15 protein-coding genes are annotated in these 16,061 nt (G+C 71.7%); 4 read left to right on the forward strand and 11 right to left on the reverse strand.

Translation table 11 applies throughout. From position 1 onward, the window contains the following. Window positions 1-38: 38 nt before the first annotated feature. Window positions 39-5,537 carry a pullulanase-type alpha-1,6-glucosidase gene (gene pulA, locus ACTWO6_RS23035; RefSeq protein ID WP_446215875.1) on the reverse strand — a complete coding sequence of 1,833 codons (5,499 nt, stop codon included), beginning with the start codon at window positions 5,535-5,537 and terminating at the stop codon, window positions 39-41. 343 nt (window positions 5,538-5,880) lie between these two features. Then, a complete protein-coding gene (locus ACTWO6_RS23040; protein WP_446215876.1) occupies window positions 5,881-6,555 on the reverse strand; it encodes a cellulose binding domain-containing protein in 675 nt (224 codons plus the stop codon). Window positions 6,556-6,700: 145 nt separating this feature from the next. Here ACTWO6_RS23040 and ACTWO6_RS23045 point away from each other — a divergent pair, with 145 nt between their 5' ends. Then, the gene (locus tag ACTWO6_RS23045) at window positions 6,701-7,246 is read left to right on the forward strand and encodes a GNAT family N-acetyltransferase (protein ID WP_446215877.1); all 546 of its coding nucleotides are present in this window, start codon (window positions 6,701-6,703) and stop codon (window positions 7,244-7,246) included. On the opposite strand, the gene ACTWO6_RS23050 is transcribed toward ACTWO6_RS23045, so the two are convergent. The 3 genes from ACTWO6_RS23050 to ACTWO6_RS23060 are packed head-to-tail and all read right to left on the reverse strand — an operon-like array spanning window position 7,237 to window position 8,526. After that, window positions 7,237-7,428, reverse strand: a complete 192-nt coding sequence (locus tag ACTWO6_RS23050; protein ID WP_446215878.1) for a hypothetical protein — start codon at window positions 7,426-7,428, stop codon at window positions 7,237-7,239. The genes ACTWO6_RS23045 and ACTWO6_RS23050 overlap by 10 nt on opposite strands. A gap of 5 nt (window positions 7,429-7,433) precedes the next feature. Then, window positions 7,434-7,823, reverse strand: a complete 390-nt coding sequence (locus ACTWO6_RS23055; protein ID WP_446215879.1) for a hypothetical protein — start codon at window positions 7,821-7,823, stop codon at window positions 7,434-7,436. A gap of 40 nt (window positions 7,824-7,863) precedes the next feature. After that, window positions 7,864-8,526, reverse strand: a complete 663-nt coding sequence (locus tag ACTWO6_RS23060) for a hypothetical protein (RefSeq protein ID WP_446215880.1) — start codon at window positions 8,524-8,526, stop codon at window positions 7,864-7,866. Here ACTWO6_RS23060 and ACTWO6_RS23065 point away from each other — a divergent pair. Beyond that, window positions 8,525-8,737 carry a hypothetical protein gene (locus tag ACTWO6_RS23065; RefSeq protein WP_130338066.1) on the forward strand — a complete coding sequence of 71 codons (213 nt, stop codon included), beginning with the start codon at window positions 8,525-8,527 and terminating at the stop codon, window positions 8,735-8,737. The genes ACTWO6_RS23060 and ACTWO6_RS23065 overlap by 2 nt on opposite strands. A gap of 17 nt (window positions 8,738-8,754) precedes the next feature. Here the strand turns inward: ACTWO6_RS23065 and ACTWO6_RS23070 are convergent, their stop codons facing one another. Next, complete coding sequence (locus ACTWO6_RS23070) at window positions 8,755-9,132, reverse strand: ArsC/Spx/MgsR family protein (protein WP_446215881.1); 378 nt, start codon at window positions 9,130-9,132, stop codon at window positions 8,755-8,757. Between the two features lie 550 nt (window positions 9,133-9,682). Here ACTWO6_RS23070 and ACTWO6_RS23075 point away from each other — a divergent pair. Further along, the gene (locus tag ACTWO6_RS23075) at window positions 9,683-10,336 is read left to right on the forward strand and encodes a C39 family peptidase (RefSeq protein ID WP_446215882.1); all 654 of its coding nucleotides are present in this window, start codon (window positions 9,683-9,685) and stop codon (window positions 10,334-10,336) included. Window positions 10,337-10,413: 77 nt separating this feature from the next. Here ACTWO6_RS23075 and ACTWO6_RS23080 read toward each other — a convergent pair whose 3' ends face one another. Then, window positions 10,414-11,070 (reverse strand): DedA family protein, encoded by a 657-nt coding sequence (locus ACTWO6_RS23080; protein ID WP_446215883.1) that lies wholly within the window; start codon window positions 11,068-11,070, stop codon window positions 10,414-10,416. A gap of 124 nt (window positions 11,071-11,194) precedes the next feature. Continuing rightward, window positions 11,195-11,551, reverse strand: coding sequence for a VOC family protein (locus ACTWO6_RS23085; protein ID WP_446215884.1), 357 nt, complete (start codon window positions 11,549-11,551; stop codon window positions 11,195-11,197). A gap of 160 nt (window positions 11,552-11,711) precedes the next feature. On the opposite strand from ACTWO6_RS23085, the gene ACTWO6_RS23090 reads away from it, so the two are divergent. Next, a complete protein-coding gene (locus ACTWO6_RS23090) occupies window positions 11,712-14,567 on the forward strand; it encodes an aconitate hydratase (RefSeq protein WP_446215885.1) in 2,856 nt (951 codons plus the stop codon). Between the two features lie 60 nt (window positions 14,568-14,627). On the opposite strand, the gene ACTWO6_RS23095 is transcribed toward ACTWO6_RS23090, so the two are convergent. The 3 genes from ACTWO6_RS23095 to ACTWO6_RS23105 are packed head-to-tail and all read right to left on the reverse strand — an operon-like array spanning window position 14,628 to window position 16,034. Next, a complete protein-coding gene (locus ACTWO6_RS23095; RefSeq protein ID WP_446215886.1) occupies window positions 14,628-15,236 on the reverse strand; it encodes a GTP-binding protein in 609 nt (202 codons plus the stop codon). Next, entirely contained in the window at window positions 15,217-15,606 is a 390-nt protein-coding gene (locus tag ACTWO6_RS23100; RefSeq protein ID WP_446215887.1) for a DUF742 domain-containing protein, read from the reverse strand. Before ACTWO6_RS23100 ends, ACTWO6_RS23095 begins: the two co-directional genes overlap by 20 nt. Further along, window positions 15,603-16,034: a roadblock/LC7 domain-containing protein gene (locus tag ACTWO6_RS23105; protein WP_446215888.1), complete on the reverse strand. Its 432-nt coding sequence runs from the start codon at window positions 16,032-16,034 to the stop codon at window positions 15,603-15,605. Before ACTWO6_RS23105 ends, ACTWO6_RS23100 begins: the two co-directional genes overlap by 4 nt. Between the last annotated feature and the right edge of the window lie 27 nt (window positions 16,035-16,061).

A 16,061-nucleotide genomic window follows, 5' to 3' on the forward strand; every position in this document is an offset into this window, starting at 1 on the left:
CCTGCCACCTGAGGTGGCAGGGGGCCGATCCATGCCAACTACTCCCCGACGAAGACCGCGACGCTGCGGGCCGGCACGGTGAAGGTGCCGCTCGCCTTGTCGAACGAGGCCGTCCGGAGCACCGGGTCGGCCGAGTCCCGCAGCACCGGGTGCAGCGCCACGTCCGCCCCGCGTAGGCCGGTCACCGTCTGCTCCGCCGCCTCGGGGGTGGCGTTGAAGACCACGGTCACCGACTTCCACTTCCCGCCCAGCCCGCGGGCGTCCAGCGTCATGGTGAGCACGCCGGGCGTCTCGTCCTTGCCGGAGAGCGGGAAGGCCACCCGCTGCTGCACCTGGTCGGCCATGGTCAGCCCGAAGACCGGCGAGGATGCGCGGATCTTCAGCAGCTCGGCGTATCGGGCGTCGGCCAGGTTGATCGCCGCGCAGTCCGGCACCAGCTTGGGATCGGCCAGCAGCGGCTTCGCGTACGGCCACTTGGACTGGTTGTCCTGGGCTGGCGGGAGGCCGGCGCCGAAGCCGTTGCCCTGGGCGCAGTCCCAGCGGATCTGGTTGAACCAGTCACCGGAGTTGAACGAGTTGCGGTCCAGCGACTTGGAGCGCAGCCGCTCCGAGCCGGCCGTCATGAAGCCCGTCCCCTGCCCGAAGGCGGTGGTCGCCAAGGCGAGCACCTGCATCCGGGCCCGGTCCTGCGCCGAGGTGCCCTGCGGCAGCTTGTACGCCAGCGCGTCGTACAGGATCTCGTTGTCGTGCGCGTCGACGTAGGTGACCGCCTCGCCCGGCGCGGCCGTGTAGCCGGCCGGCGAGCCGTTGTAGTCCACCTGCGCGCCGGTGACCGTCTTGCCCGACGAGTCGGTGAACCGGTAGCCGCGCAGGTTGCCGGCCAGGCCGACCTTGATCAGGTCCTGGGAGTGCAGCAGCCGGGCCTTCTGCTCGGCCGCCGAGCCGTTGACGTCGTCGCCGTTCGGGTCGGTGTACAGCCCTGAGGCGAAGCCCTGGATCCGCGGGTTGGCGTCGAACGGACCACCGCCGCGCACCGCGTCGCGGAGCCGGTCGTTGAAGGTGCCGATCCCGGTGCCGGCCATGTTGGCCTGGGTGGCCTGCACGAACCGGGCGTCGTTGGCGACCTCGCCGAAGTTCCAGCCCTCGCCGTAGAGCAGGATCTTCTTCCCGTCCACGCCGTCCCCGGCCAGGGTGAGCTGGTTCAGCGCGGCCCGCACGGCCAGGATGTTCGCCTTCGGGTGGTGACCCATCAGGTCGAACCGGAAGCCGTCCACCTTGTACTGCTTGGCCCAGGTGACCAGGGAGTCCACCACCAGCTTGCCCATCATGGCGTGCTCGGGAGCGGTGTTGGCGCAGCAGGTCGAGTTGGCGACGCTGCCGTCCTCCAGCAGCCGGTGGTAGTAGCCCGGCACCACCTGGTCGAGCACCGACTTCGGGTCGGTGCCGGCGGCCGAGGTGTGGTTGTAGACGACGTCCATCACCACGCGCAGGCCGGCCTGGTTGACGCCGGCGACCATCTGCCGGAACTCGGTGGTCCGCTTCGCCCCGGCCGGGTCGACGGCGTAGCCGCCCTCCGGCACGGTGTAGTGCAGCGGGTCGTACCCCCAGTTGAAGCCGTCCTTCTCCGCCACCGCGGCGACGCACTTCTGCTGCTGGTCGGAGTCCGGCGGCAGCGCGGCCAGGTCGCAGGCCGGCTCCTGCTGGTCAGCCCGCTTCTCGGGGATGGTGGCGAAGTCGAACGCCGGCAGCAGGTGCAGGTAGTTGACCCCCGCGTCGCCGAGCGCCCTGAGGTGCTTCATGCCGATCGTGTCCGGGTCCGTGAAGGCGAGGTAGGTGCCCCGCCGCTCGGCCGGCACGCTGGCGTCGGCGATGGAGAAGTCACGGACCGACAGCTCCTGGATCTGCGCCTTGGACGACGGCACCGCCGCCGGCTTGCGCAGCTTCGCCCAGCCGGCCGGCGCCAGCGCCGGGTCGGTCAGGTCGACGATCTGGCTGTGCGTCGAGTCCGGCGCCAGAGCCACCGAGTACGGGTCGGTCACCGTGGCGGTGACCACCTTCTGCGCCGCCGGCTGCCAGGCCTCCACCTGGTAGCGGTAGTACTTCCCGGTCCAGCCCTTCGTGCCGCGCACCGACCAGACGCCGGTGCGGTCGTTGCGGGTCATCGACACGGTCTTCGGCTCGGCCGTCGGCGAGTCGAAGAGCTGCAACGCGACCTTCCGGGCGGTGGGCGCCCAGACGGCGAGGGTGGGGACCTTGCCGGCGAACGTCGGGCCGAGCTTCGCGGTGGTGGCTGCCCGGTAGACGTCGTCGAGCACGCCCGGGATCTGCACGCCGGTCGCGCCGAGCAGCTTGCCCTCGGCGTCCCGCTCGGTCACCACGAGCTGCCCGCGCAGCGCCGCCGGCACCTTGGCCAGGTCACCGGTGTCGAGGCTGAAGGCGTGGTACGCCCACAGCTGGGGGTAGGCCTGCCGCTGGGCCTCGGTGAGCCCGTTGCGCTGCGCCCGCAGCGGCAGCGTGGTGTACGTCCCGGCCAGCTCGCCGTCGGCGATGCTCAGCCCACCGGTCGGGGCGGCCACCAGGGCGTACCGCTTGCCGTCGGTCGCCCCGGTCTGCCAGGCCACGCTGGACCGGTCGATCCACTGCGCCTTCTGCATGGTGATGTCGACGTCCTTGGCGACGCCGGAGGAGGTGGACGGCAGCAGCCGGCCCTTGACGCCGGCGAGCAGCCAGACCTCGTGCCCGGCGGCGGCGAAGTCGAGCCGCTGGTCGTCGGGCTGATCCTTGGTGTCGCCGTTGTGGATGATGTAGCTCAGGCCGGTGGCCCCGGACGCCAGCGGCACCCGGAAGACCGCGCCGAAGGAGTCGATCTTCTCCGGCTTGAGCGGGCTGCCCCAGTCGGTGGGGTTGGCGGCGCCGTCCCAGAGGTGCAGGCCCCAGCCGTCGTAGTTGTTGTCCGCCTTGCGCCAGTGGATGACCGCGGTGCTCTGGTCGACGGCCGGGTCGGGCTCGCCGGTGGCGGCCTGCCGGGTCGGGTAGAGCGCGGTGTCACCCTGCTTGACCCAGACCTCGCCGGTCTGCGTCACGTCGATGGTGCGGTCGTTGCCGACATCCTTGTTGCCGTTCTTGTCGACCACGAGGAAGCCGACGGACCTGGCGCCCGGCTTCAGCTTGACCCAGGCGAACCGGCCGAACGAGTCCTCACCCGCGAACGGCTGCCCTTTGGGCCAATCGGTGGCGTACGCCGGGTCGATGTCGCCCCAGGTGTAGAGGCCCCAGTCGTCGTACCCGCCGGCCGGGCGCTGGTAGTGCACCACCGCCCAGTCCCGCGACGCGCTCTGCGCCGGGGTGCCGACGACACCGGTGGAGCGGGCGCTGGCGACCCGGCCCTTGCCGTCGCGGACCACGGCCTTGTACTCGACCTTCGTGCCGCCGGCCAGCCCGGTCAGGTCGTGGTGGACGGTGTACGGGGCCTTGTGCGCACTGCCCAGCAGGGTCCACTTGCCACCGGGGACCCGGGCGGCGAAGGTGACCGTGGCCAGCGGGTCGCCGGTGACCTGGGCGGTGACGGCGGCCTTGGTGGCGACCGGGGCGTCGCCCGGCTCGGTGATGGTGATGCCCGGAGCGGCGTCGGCCTGCGGGATCGGCGTGCCGGCCCGGTAGACCACCGCCGACATCGGCGGCACGGTTACGGACAGCTTGCCGTCTGCGGCGGCCGCCGGGGTGGCGGTGTCGCCGTAGATGCCGGTGAAAGTGGCGCCGGCCGACCAGGTGTCCACGGAGACAGTCTGCGCGGTGGCGGCGTTGTTGGCCGCGACGACGTACTCGGTGCGGTCCTCCGGCAGGATCCGGGAGAAGGCGAAGACGCCGGCGCCGTCGGCCGCGTACCGGGTGACCTGGACGCCGTCGCGCAGGGCCGGGTGGGCCTGCCGCAGCTTGCCCAGCTCGGCGATGGTGCGGTACAGCGGGTGGCTCTTGTCGTACTGATCGCTGGCGTGGGTGCGGGTGGTGCCGATCAGGTCGTCGTCGAGGTAGTCCGCCGTGCTGCTGGCGAACATGTCCTGCCGGGCGTCCTTGTCCCCGCCCGGGCCGGTGAAGCCCTGCTCGTCGCCGGAGTAGACGACGGGCTGACCGCGGGTGAGGAACATCAGCTGGTGAGCGAGCTGGTCGCGGCCGAGCTGGCTGGCGTCGTCACCGCCGGTCGCGGCGATGAACGAGCCGATCCGGCCCATGTCGTGGTTGCCGAGGAAGGTGGTCAACCGGTTGGCGTCGGTGTCCCGGGCGGCGTAGAGGTCGTCCCTTGCGTACAGGTCGGCGAGCGCCTTGGCGGAGCCGTCGGCGGCGGTGTAGCCGCGGGCGGCCTCCTGGAAGGAGAAGTCGAGGGTGGCGGGCAGGCCGCCCTGCCGGACGTACGTCGACTCGATCTCCTGGTCGGCGCTGTAGACCTCGCCGAACATGAAGAAGTCCTTCTTGCCGGCCTTCTCGGCGGCCCGCTTGATGCCCTGGCTGAACTGCGGCCAGAAGTCGAGGTTGGCGTGCTTGACGGTGTCCAGCCGGAAACCGTCGACGCCGGTGCTGCCGATCCAGTCGCCGTAGACCTTGGTCAGCCCGCGCACCACCTCGGGCCGCTCGGTCCACAGGTCGTCCAGGCCGAAGAAGTCGCCGTACTCGCTGTTCTCGCCGGCGAAGGTCGAGTCACCGCGGTTGTGGTACATGGTCGGGTCGTTCAGCCACGCCGGGACCTTCGCCTTCGCGTCGGCGGCGGTGGCGAAGGTCGGGGTGTACGGGAACGACTTCAGGTTCACCTGCGGGAAGTCCCGGGTGCCGTCGGCGTAGTTGCGGTCCTCGAAGGCCCGCCCCTGGGAGTCCTTGTACGGCGCGGTCTTCTTGTCGACGTAGGCGTACTTGTCCTCGGCGTACTTGATGACGTCGGCGGTGTGGTTGACGATGACGTCGAGGTAGACCTTGATGCCGCGCTGGTGCGCGAGCGTGACCAGCTTCTTCAGCTCCTCGTTCGTGCCGAAGTGCGGGTCGACCTGGGTGAAGTCGGTGATCCAGTAGCCGTGGTAGCCGGCGGAGACGTCCGCGCCGGTGCCCTGGACGGGCCGGTTCTTGAAGATCGGGGCGAGCCAGATGGCCGTCGTGCCGAGCCCCTGGATGTAGTCGAGCTTGTTGATGACGCCCTTGAGGTCGCCGCCGTGGTAGAAGCCCTTGTCCTTGGGGTCGAGCCCGGTGCTCAGCCGGTCACCGCTGAGGCCGCCGGTGTCGTTGCGCTTGTCGCCGTTGGCGAAGCGGTCCGGCAGGACGAAGTAGAACTGGTCGGCCTTCGCGGTGTTGGTGCTGGCCTTGAGCAGGGCCTCGGCGGACGGCTCCTGGCGCCACTGGGCCGCGCCGGCGGCAGCGAGGAGGTCCGTGCCGGCGGACCGGTCGGTGGCGTCGGCGCCCAGCTGGTGAACGGCGACCGGCGCGCCGACGAGGGCGAGGGTGAGGGTGGAGACCAAGGCGAGCAGCGCCTTGCGGGATATCGGCGGGGGTTTCATCGACGGCCTTCCTCTGGTCGCTGATTCGCCCGCACGCTAGCTCTTGCCGAAACATTCTGCAATAGCTTGCAAACCACGTCGCAACAAAGCAGCCATCTTGCGAAACACACCCTCGACGTGCAACCGCGGCGGCACCGACGCGCCGGCCGCCAGGTCCACCCGCTGCGGTACGTGAAGACGCCGTCGGAGAAGTCGCCGTTGCCCTGCCCCGCACCGTCCACTTAGGACGTGACGAGCCGTCCCCGCGGAAAGACCAACCGGACCGTCCAGCCCCACGCGGTCCGGGCGAGCGTGACGATCGGGAGCAGTGTCGAGAAGTGCCCGGTCCCCGACAGCCGTGCGGTCAGCCGATGACGCAGGCCGTGCCGTTGACGGTGCACTGACCCGGCCGGTCACCGGTGCCCGTACGGCTGAACCGCATCTGCACGACGGCGCTCTGCCCGGCGCCGAGCGGGCCGGTGCCGCGCAGCACGAACGCACCGCTGCCCTGGGAGGTCACCGAGAGCCCTGAGCCGGAGGACGCATGGATGCTCTTCACGTTGCCGCTGAAGAGGAGCTCCACCTGCCAGTCCTGACTCCGGGCGGAGCCGTTGCTGACCGTCAGCTGGGCCTCGAAGTAGTCCCGCTCACTCGCCGTGGCCTGGTAACGCGCGGACAGCGTGCCGCTCCGCGGCGCGGCGCCCACGCCGGACGCCGACACGGACGGCCGGGCCGAGCTGGCCCGGGGCGACGGGGTGCCACTGGCGGAGAGGCTCGGCGAGGCGCTGGCGTCGACGGCGACCAGCGGAGCATCGGATGGCGGGGCGGACGTCGCCATCGCACCCACGGTGGGCAGATAGATCGGCGGGGCCGGCGGCGGCACCGCCGACTGCTGCTCCGGCCCGCGCAGGGAGACCAGGGTCACGAGCAGCAGGACGGTCAGCAGGCTGACGCCCAGCAGCACCACGACCCAGGGCACCGAAGTCAGCAACCTCGGTACGGACGACGAACCCGCCTGCTCGTCCTGCTCGATGCTCATCAGGTCCCCCCTCGTCGGAGCCGACGCGCCAGCGTAGCCAGCCTGACCCGCCTGGCGCGTCCCGCCCACCCCGATCCGACCGTCCGGTCGGCGGGACTCGGAAAACGGGTGGCCGGCGACCGGCGGTTCGGGTCTACTCACGACCATGCCCGCGTTGATCCCGCCCACCGAACGGCTGCGCGCCAGCTTCCTCGCCGCGATGACCGAATTCCGCGCCGAGGGGCGCGGCGACCGGCAGGACCACACCATGGTCGGCAGCGAGATCCGGGAGCACGGCGGCACGTGGCACACCGCGCCGGGGTTCGCCCGGTACGTCGCCGAGCTGCGCGCGCAGGAGCTGGAGGAGACGCCCCGCCCGGCGGGTTGGGTGCCCGCCACGACCCTCTGGTGGGCCGACGGCGACGAGTACCTCGGCCGGATCGCCGTCCGGCACCGGCTCACCCCGTCCCTGCTCGAGATGGGCGGCCACATCGGCTACGACGTACGCGCCAGCGCCCGTCGGCGGGGCCACGCTTCCGCCATGCTCCGCGCGGCGCTGCCGGTGACCCACGCGCTCGGCATCGACCGGGCGCTGGTCACCTGCGACGCGGAGAACGTGGCCTCGCGGCGGGTCATCGAGCGCAACGGCGGCGTGCTGGAGGACGAGCGGGCCGGCAAGCTCCGGTTCTGGGTGCCGACGGCTCACCGCTGACCGGCCCGAACACGCGCGGCGCGGCGCAGCCGTACGACGTCGATGACACCCAGCGCCGCGCCGAGCGCGCAGACCAGGGCGGGAACCCAGGCCCGGCCGACCGCGAACCAGACCACGCCGATCACGCAGAGGACCGTCAGCAGGACCCGGTACCAGGCGGGGCCGACGGGCGGAGAGGCCATCCCCGTCACGCCGTGCGGATGACGGTGCAGATGGCCGGGCCGTCCTCGGTGGACCGCAGCACGTAGCGGTAGCGCTCGCCCGGCACCGCCCGGCCCTGGCTGTCCAGGAACTCCCACCGCACCGCCACCTCGGTGAGCAGCGCGGAGATCTGCTGCACGTCCTCGAACTGCGCGTTGGCCGCGACGAGTTCGCGCTCCTGGTAGTCCGGCGCCGCGCCGACGAAGGAGAGCGCCACCGCGGCCGCCGAGGTGAACGAGAAGCTGTAGGTGTCCGCCACCACCAGCCCGGGCAGGGAGTAGCAGCCGGCGATGGCGGGCACGTCGCCGGCGGTCAGCGCCACGCCGTACCGGTCGAAGAAGTCGGTGAGCGTGTCGAGATGCGTCGAGGCCTTCACGCCGGTCTCAATTGCCGCGCACGCGGCGCGTCAAACCTGCTCAGCGCGGCGGGATGCGTACCTCGATCTCGGCGCCGAGCTGGGCGCCGCCGGTGAGGTCGAGGTCGTCGCCGCTCCAGAACCGCCCCGGGTCGTACCAGTTCGGACGGCGGCCGGCGGGCAGCAGCCCCATCGCCTCGTACGTCACGGCCACCACCTCGGCGCAGTACGCCGTCTCCAGCGCCCGGTCGCGCACCGGCACACCCCCACCGTCGCTGCCGGAGGGCGTCCGGCGACGCACGTCGGGCACCCGCCCCCGCGCCCAGCGCCAGGCGAGCTGCGCGGTGGACGGGAAGGGGGTGCCGTCGAGGCGGGCGACGGTCCGCAGCACCGCCTCCTCCATCGCGGCGTCGGCCGGCGGTTCGAGCTGGCGCAGCCAGCCGCGCTGCCCGTACCGGTTCGCCCATACGCAGACCGCGTCCCGCAGGTCGTGCAGCTGCACGCCGCGCTGGTGGGTACCGGTCCACATGTCGGTCAGGGAACGGCCCAGCTCGGCGTGCCACATCAGCGGCGGCATGTCGTCGAGCACCACCGCCATGCCGACGTGGTTCACCGGGCTGTTGGTGGTGAACTGGATCGCGCGGTCGGGAGCGCTGCGGCCCCGGAACACCCACAGGTCGCCGGTCCGGGTCAGCTCCACGGCCTCGTCCAGGCTGATGCTCATGGACGACTACCCTAAGCGGATGCGGCAACGAATGCGGTGGTGGAAGGTGCTCGGACTGGCCGGCCTCGCCGGCGTCGCGGCGTCCGGAGTGGTCATCGCCCGGGCGGAGCGGCGGCGGCGGGCGTACACCCCGGAGGAGATCCGGGACCGGCTGCGCGAGCGGCACGCGAAGGCCGCGGGGGCCGCCACGCCGGCCGACGACCGGCCCTGACCCGGCACCCGCGCCGCTCACCCGCCGTCGCGGGCCGTCCGGCGCGCCGCCAGGTCGAGCGCCTCGGCGGTACGACCAACCAGCGCGCCGCCGTCGTCCAGCAGCAGGATCGGGCGCTGGATCAGCTCCGGATGGGCGACCATCGCCGCGATCCAGCGGGGCTCCTCGGCGTCGTCGCGCGGCCACTCGGCAATGCCCTGGGCGACCGCGGCCGGCTCACCGGTCCGACAGATGTCCCACGCGCGGGCACCGAGCCGGCGCAGCACCTCGGTCAGCTCGGCCGCGCTCGGCGGCTGTTCCAGGTACGCCCGCAGCCGGTACGACACCCGCGCCTCGTCGAGGGTCGCCCGCGCGGTGGCGCACCTCGAGCAGGCCGGGTTGTGCCAGATCTCCATGACCGACATGGTGGCAGATCCCCCGTAGGTCGTGCGGGCAGCTGGACCCGCCTGACCGCCCCCTGACCAGCCCCTGCGCCTCGCGCACGCCCCCAAGATCCGCACAAACCTGCGAGAAGTGCGGCCAGCGCGCCGGGAGGCAGCCGTTTCCCGCAAGGTGCGCGGATCCTGGCCCGTCGAGACCCGGCGGGCGCGGGGGGTCGGTGGCCGCTTGTGAGCGCCATGGGCGGGCGTGTCGGGTTTCGCTGGGACGGCCTGCGCCGGCTGTCCGGTTTGTGGCGGGCCGTCCAGTGGGCCGGGCCACCCCGGCGGTGGAATGCCGGCGGGGGTCGGGGCGTTGTACATGGCATACCACCGCGGGTCTGCCGGGTGGTAGAGCCCGAAGCCCTGGCCGTGGGAACACCCGGCCGGCCGGGACGGTTATATCCCCGGGACACCCGAGCAGGCCGAGCCGCCGGGCAGATCCCCCAGGACTTTCCCCCCTTTTTCGCGCGTCACCGCACCCCCCTGCGGTGTGTCGTGTACCCCCAAGGCAGAGGAGCACGCCATCATGCGTACCGATCTGATCCGTAAGACCGCCCTGACCGCTGCCGGCCTCGCCGCCACCGCCGGTGGCATCGCCGGCCCCGCGATCGCCGCCCACGCCGCCGAGGCCAAGCCCGCCGCGCAGGTGCAGACCGACCGCAAGCACGGCAGCGAGCGGGAACTCAACGTCCGCTACGAGGCCCAGCCGAACTTCTACTACTGCGGCCCCGCCGCGACCCGTAACGCCCTGTCCGTGCAGGGCAAGGACATCAACGTGGACGCCATGGCCAAGGAGATGGGCACCACCGAGGCCGGCACCAACAGCGTCAACGACATCACCCCGGTCCTGAACAAGGAAACCGGTAAGAACGTCTACAAGTCGGTGGAGATCCGCGACAACAAGGCCGACGACAAGCAGACCGACAAGCTGCGCGCCGACATCGTCCGCACCGTGGACGACGGTCGGGCCGTGGTCGCCAACATCGCCGGCACCGCCACCGACACCGACGGCAACACCCACTCCTTCGAGGGCGGCCACTACATCAGCGTCGTGGGCTACCGCGACAACGGCCACACCGTCACCATCGCCGACTCGGCCAACCCCAACATGGCCTCCTACCGGATGAGCGTCGACAACCTCGCCGACTGGATCGCCACCCGCGGCTACACCGCCTCCTGACCGCCAGCACCAACCAACGAAAAGGGCCGACCCCCACCCGGGGGCCGGCCCTTTCGCCGTCTCCGCGTACGGGACGGTCAGCGGTCGCTGCCGGCCCGGACCGGCTCGGCGTCGTCGGCCGCCTCCGCCGGGTCGAGCCGGTGCGCCCGGCGGCGCAGCCACCAGGTGCTGCCGAGCCCGGCGAGGATCGCGATTACCAGGCCTGCCCAGGAGAGGTCCTTGAGCCAGTGCTCGGCCGCCCGGCCCACGGTGAAGAGCAGGTAGGTGGTGCCGAAGGCCCAGACCAGGCCGCCGGCCGCGTTCGCCACCAGGAAGCGGCGGTACGGCACGTGCAGCGCGCCCGCCAGCGGGCCGGCGAGGATCCGCAGCAGCGCCACGAAGCGGCCGAAGAAGACCGCCCAGACGCCGTGCCGGGCGAAGCTCTGCTCGGCGCGGGCGAGCTGCGCGGGGCCGAGATGTCGGGGGAAGCGCCGGCCCAGCCGGGCCAGCAGCGGACGGCCACCCCGGCGGCCCACCGCGTACCCGACCGAGTCGCCGATGATGGCGCCGGCCGCCGCGGCGGTGGCCACCCACTCCGGCTCGACCACGCCGGCCGCTGCGAGCAGAGCGGAGCTGACCAGGACGATCTCGCCCGGCAGCGGCACGCCCATGCTCTCGACGCCGATCACCGCGGCGACGATCAGGTAGACCACGCCCGGCGGCAGCGCGGAGAGCCAGTGCTGTACGTCGACCACCCGCCACCCCTTCCGGTCCGACCTCGAACCCTACCTGCGGTCCGGGGCGCCGGCCGCCCGCGAACCCCGGCACCACTCGGCCGGGCGCGCCGGCCGACGGCCGCGACGCCGGCCGGGCGGTTGGTCAGGAGATCGGGGCGAGGAGTTCGAGGCGGTTGCCGTGCGGGTCGTGGGTGTGGAAGCGGCGCATGCCGGGGATCTCTTCGTCGCCCCAGGTGACCGGGTGGCCGGCGGCGGCCAGCCGGGCGGCGAGGTCGTCGAGGTTGGGGCGGAGCAGCGCCGGGTGGGCCTTGCGGGCCGGCCGGAAGTCCGCTTCGACGCCGAGGTGCAGTTCGGCGCCGTACCCGGTGAACCAGCAGCCACCACGGGCGGCGAGGGCCGGCGGCTTGGCCTTCTCGGTCATGCCGAGCAGGCCGGCGTAGAACGCCCGGGACGCGGCCTCGGAGCCGGGTGGGCAGGCGAGCAGGACGTGATGGATCATGGTGGCACCTCCTCGTCCCGAACCCTGGCACGAGGTTGCATCAATAGCAAGACGGACGTACGGTTTTGTTGAAAGCGAGATTCGGCGGTAAGTGTCACCTAACTGGGGCGTCACCCCGGTCGGTGCGCCAGACTGCTCAGGACTACTCACGGTCGCTGGTGTGAAGGAGTACGACGTGGCGAGCCTCGACACCTTCGGTGCGAAGACCCAGCTACGCGTCGGAGACGCGAGCTACGAGATTTTCAAGATCGGCAAGGTGGAGGGCCACGACCGGCTGCCCTACAGCTTGAAGATCCTCCTGGAGAACCTGCTGCGGACCGAGGACGGCGCGAACATCACCGCCGACCACATCCGCGAGCTCGGCGGCTGGGACCCCACCGCCAACCCGAGCGTGGAGATCCAGTTCACCCCGGCGCGGGTGCTCATGCAGGACTTCACCGGCGTGCCCTGCGTCGTGGACCTGGCCACCATGCGGGAGGCCGTCCGCGACCTCGGCGGCGACGCCACCAAGGTCAACCCGCTCGCGCCGGCCGAGCTGGTCATCGACCACTCCGTCATCGCCGACCTCTTCGGCCGCGAGGACGCCTTCGCGCGCAACGTCGAGCTGGAGTACGAGCGCAACAGGGAGCGCTACCAGTTCCTGCGCTGGGGCCAGACCGCGTTCAACGAGTTCAAGGTCGTCCCGCCGGGCACCGGCATCGTGCACCAGGTCAACATCGAGTACCTGGCCCGCACGATCATGGAGCGTAACGGCCAGGCGTACCCGGACACCGTGGTCGGCACCGACTCGCACACCACCATGGTCAACGGCCTGGGCGTGCTGGGCTGGGGCGTCGGCGGCATCGAGGCCGAGGCCGCGATGCTCGGCCAGCCGGTCAGCATGCTGATCCCGCGGGTCGTCGGCTTCAAGCTCTCCGGCGAGATGCCGGCCGGCACCACCGCCACCGACCTGGTGCTCACCATCACCGAGATGCTGCGCAAGCACGGCGTGGTCGGCAAGTTCGTCGAGTTCTACGGCCCCGGCGTGAGCGCCGTGCCGCTGGCAAACCGGGCCACCATCGGCAACATGTCCCCGGAGTACGGCTCCACCGTCGCGATCTTCCCGATCGACGCCGAGACCGTCCGCTACCTGGAGCTGACCGGCCGCGACCCGCAGCAGGTCGCGCTCGTCGAGGCGTACGCCAAGGAGCAGGGCCTCTGGCACGACCCAAACCACGAGCCGGAGTACTCGGAGCGCCTGGAGCTCGACCTGGGCACCATCGAGCCGTCCCTGGCCGGCCCGCGGCGCCCGCAGGACCGGGTGCCGCTGGGCAGCGCCAAGACCCTGTTCCGCTCCGCGCTGACCGACTACGTGGCCGAGGAGGCCGCCGGCGTCGAGAAGGAGCTCAAGCCGGGCGTGGCGCGCGAGCAGCTGCCCCGCGGCGCGAACGGCCCGGCCGACGAGGCCAGCGCCGAGTCCTTCCCGGCCAGCGACCCGCCGGCGAACGAGTTCAGCGACCCGGCCGACGAGCCGCGCGACCTGGAGACCGCCGCTGCGGGCGCCGGTGGGCGCGCCACCAACCCGATCCGGGTCACCTCCGCCGACGGCGTCGAGTACGAGCTGGACCACGGCGCCGTGGTGATCGCGGCGATCACCTCCTGCACCAACACCTCCAACCCGCAGGTGATGATCGGCGCGGCGCTGCTGGCCCGGAACGCGGTGGACAAGGGCCTGTCCCGCAAGCCGTGGGTCAAGACCACTCTGGCGCCGGGCTCCAAGGTCGTCATGGACTACTACGACCGCGCCGGCCTGACGCCGTACCTGGACAAGCTCGGCTTCAACCTGGTCGGCTACGGCTGCACCACCTGCATCGGCAACTCCGGCCCGCTGCCGGAGGAGGTCTCCGCCGCGGTCAACGAGGGCGACCTCGCCGTCGTCTCCGTGCTCTCCGGCAACCGGAACTTCGAGGGCCGGATCAACCCGGACGTCAAGATGAACTACCTGGCGTCCCCGCCGCTGGTGGTGGCGTACGCGCTGGCCGGCACGATGGACATCGACCTGGCCAACGAGCCGCTCGGCGACGACAGCCAGGGCAACCCGGTCTTCCTGCGCGACATCTGGCCGAACAGCGCCGAGATCCAGGACGTCATCGCCCAGGCGATCGGCGCCACCGGGTTCAGCGCCGCGTACGCGGACGTCTTCGCCGGCGACGAGCGGTGGCAGTCGCTGCCCACCCCGACCGGTGACACCTTCGCCTGGGATGGCGGCTCCACCTACGTCCGCAAGCCCCCGTACTTCGAGGGCATGGGGCGCCTGCCGGCGCCTGTTTCCGACATCGGTCCGGCTCGGGTGCTGGCCAAGCTGGGCGACTCGGTGACCACCGACCACATCTCCCCGGCCGGCTCGATCAAGGCCGACTCCCCCGCCGGCAAGTACCTCGCCGAGCACGGCGTGCCGCGCCACGAGTTCAACTCGTACGGCTCCCGCCGGGGCAACCACGAGGTGATGATCCGGGGCACCTTCGCCAACATCCGGCTGCGCAACCAGCTCGTCCCGGGTGTGGAGGGTGGCTTCACGGTCAACCACCTGACCGGCGAGCAGACCTCGATCTACGACGCCGCCATGGCGTACCAGGAGGCCGACGTCCCGCTGGTCATCCTGGCCGGCAAGGAGTACGGCTCCGGCTCGTCGCGCGACTGGGCGGCCAAGGGCACCATGCTGCTCGGCGTCAAGGCGGTCATCGCCGAGTCGTACGAGCGGATCCACCGCTCGAACCTGATCGGCATGGGCGTCCTGCCGCTGCAGTTCCCGGTCGACACGAACGCCGAGTCGCTGGGGCTCACCGGCACGGAGACCTTCTCCATCACCGGCGTCACCGCGCTGAACGACGGCGACAGCCCGCGCACGGTGAAGGTCACCACCGACACCGGCGTGGAGTTCGACGCCGTGGTCCGGATCGACACCCCCGGTGAGGCGGACTACTACCGGCACGGCGGCATCCTGCAGTACGTGCTGCGTCGCATGATCGCCAGCTGACGTACCAGCGAAAGGGCCCCTTCCCGCGACTGCGGGGAGGGGCCCTTCGGCGTTCGGGGGTCAGTCGCCGGCGGCCCGGCGGCGGGCCTCGCGGGTCTTCATGGCGTGCTCCAGCAGCGTGATGAGCACCTCCTTGCTCGACTCCCGCTGCCGGGCGTCGCAGAGCACCACCGGGACCCCGGGGTCGAGGTTGAGCGCCACCTGGACCTCGTCCAGCCGGTACTCCTTGGCGCCCTCGAAGCAGTTCACCGCCACCACGAACGGCGTGCCCCGACCCTCGAAGTAGTCGATCGACGGGAAGCAGTCGGCCAGCCGCCGGGTGTCGGCGAGGATCACCGCGCCGATGGCGCCCAGCGCCAGCTCATCCCAGACGAACCAGAACCGGTCCTGACCCGGGGTGCCGAAGACGTAGAGCACCAGGTCGTCGCTGATGGTGATCCGACCGAAGTCCATCGCGACGGTGGTGGTGCCCTTCTGCTCCACGCCGGAGAGGTCGTCGATCCCCACCCCGGTCTCGGTCAGCACCTCCTCCGTCCGCAGCGGTCGGGTCTCGCTGACCGCGCCGACCATGGTGGTCTTGCCCACGCCGAAACCGCCGGCGATCAGGATCTTGATCGCGGTGGGCAGCGGCGCCGCTCCCGCCGGCCGCTCAGAGGGCCCGAAGTCCATTGATAACCGCCTCGAAAACACTGTCGTCGGGAAGGCCGGCGGTGGTGGCGCGCGGCTCACGGACCTGCACCAGGTTGCGGGCCACCAGGTCACCGAGGAGGACCCGGACGGTGCCCACCGGCAGGTCGAGATGGGCGGCGACCTCCGCCACGGACTGCATCCGCTGGCAGAGGCCGACGATGGCCACGTGCTCGGGGCCCAGCCCCGACTCCACGCCCACGTCGGCCCGGGTCGCCGTCACCAGGGAGATCAGGTCGAACGTGCCGGTGACCGGGCGGGCCCGGCCGCGCGTGACCGCGTACGGGCGCACCACCGGGCCCGCGTGGTCGTCCACCCACTCGTGCTCCGCGGAGTCCCCCTGCACGGTCATCGCGTCGGGGCCTCGCCGGCCGACTGGTCGGGTGTCCGCGTCGGCGAGGCGACGAACCTCCCGACCCGGGTGACCAGCATCGCCATCTCGTACGCGATCAGGCCCACGTCGGCGTCCTCGGAGGCCAGCACCGCCAGGCAGGCGTTGCGGCCGGCCGCCGTGACGAACAGGAACGACGACTGCATCTCGATGATGGTCTGCTGCACCTGACCACCGCCGAACCGCTTGCCCGCGCCCCGGGCCAGGCTCTGGATGCCGGCCGCCATCGCCGCCAGGTGCTCACCGTCGTCCCGACTCAGCCCCTGTGAGGAGGCCATCAGCAGACCGTCGGTGGAGAGCGCCACGGCGTGTTCCGCCTGCTTCACCCGGCCGACCAGATCATCCAGCAGCCACGTCAGGTCCGCGCTCGAAGCCGTCTTCTGCGCCACTCGTCGTCCTCTTCTCCCCCGGCTGGT

Source organism: Micromonospora sp. IBHARD004 (assembly GCF_052814115.1).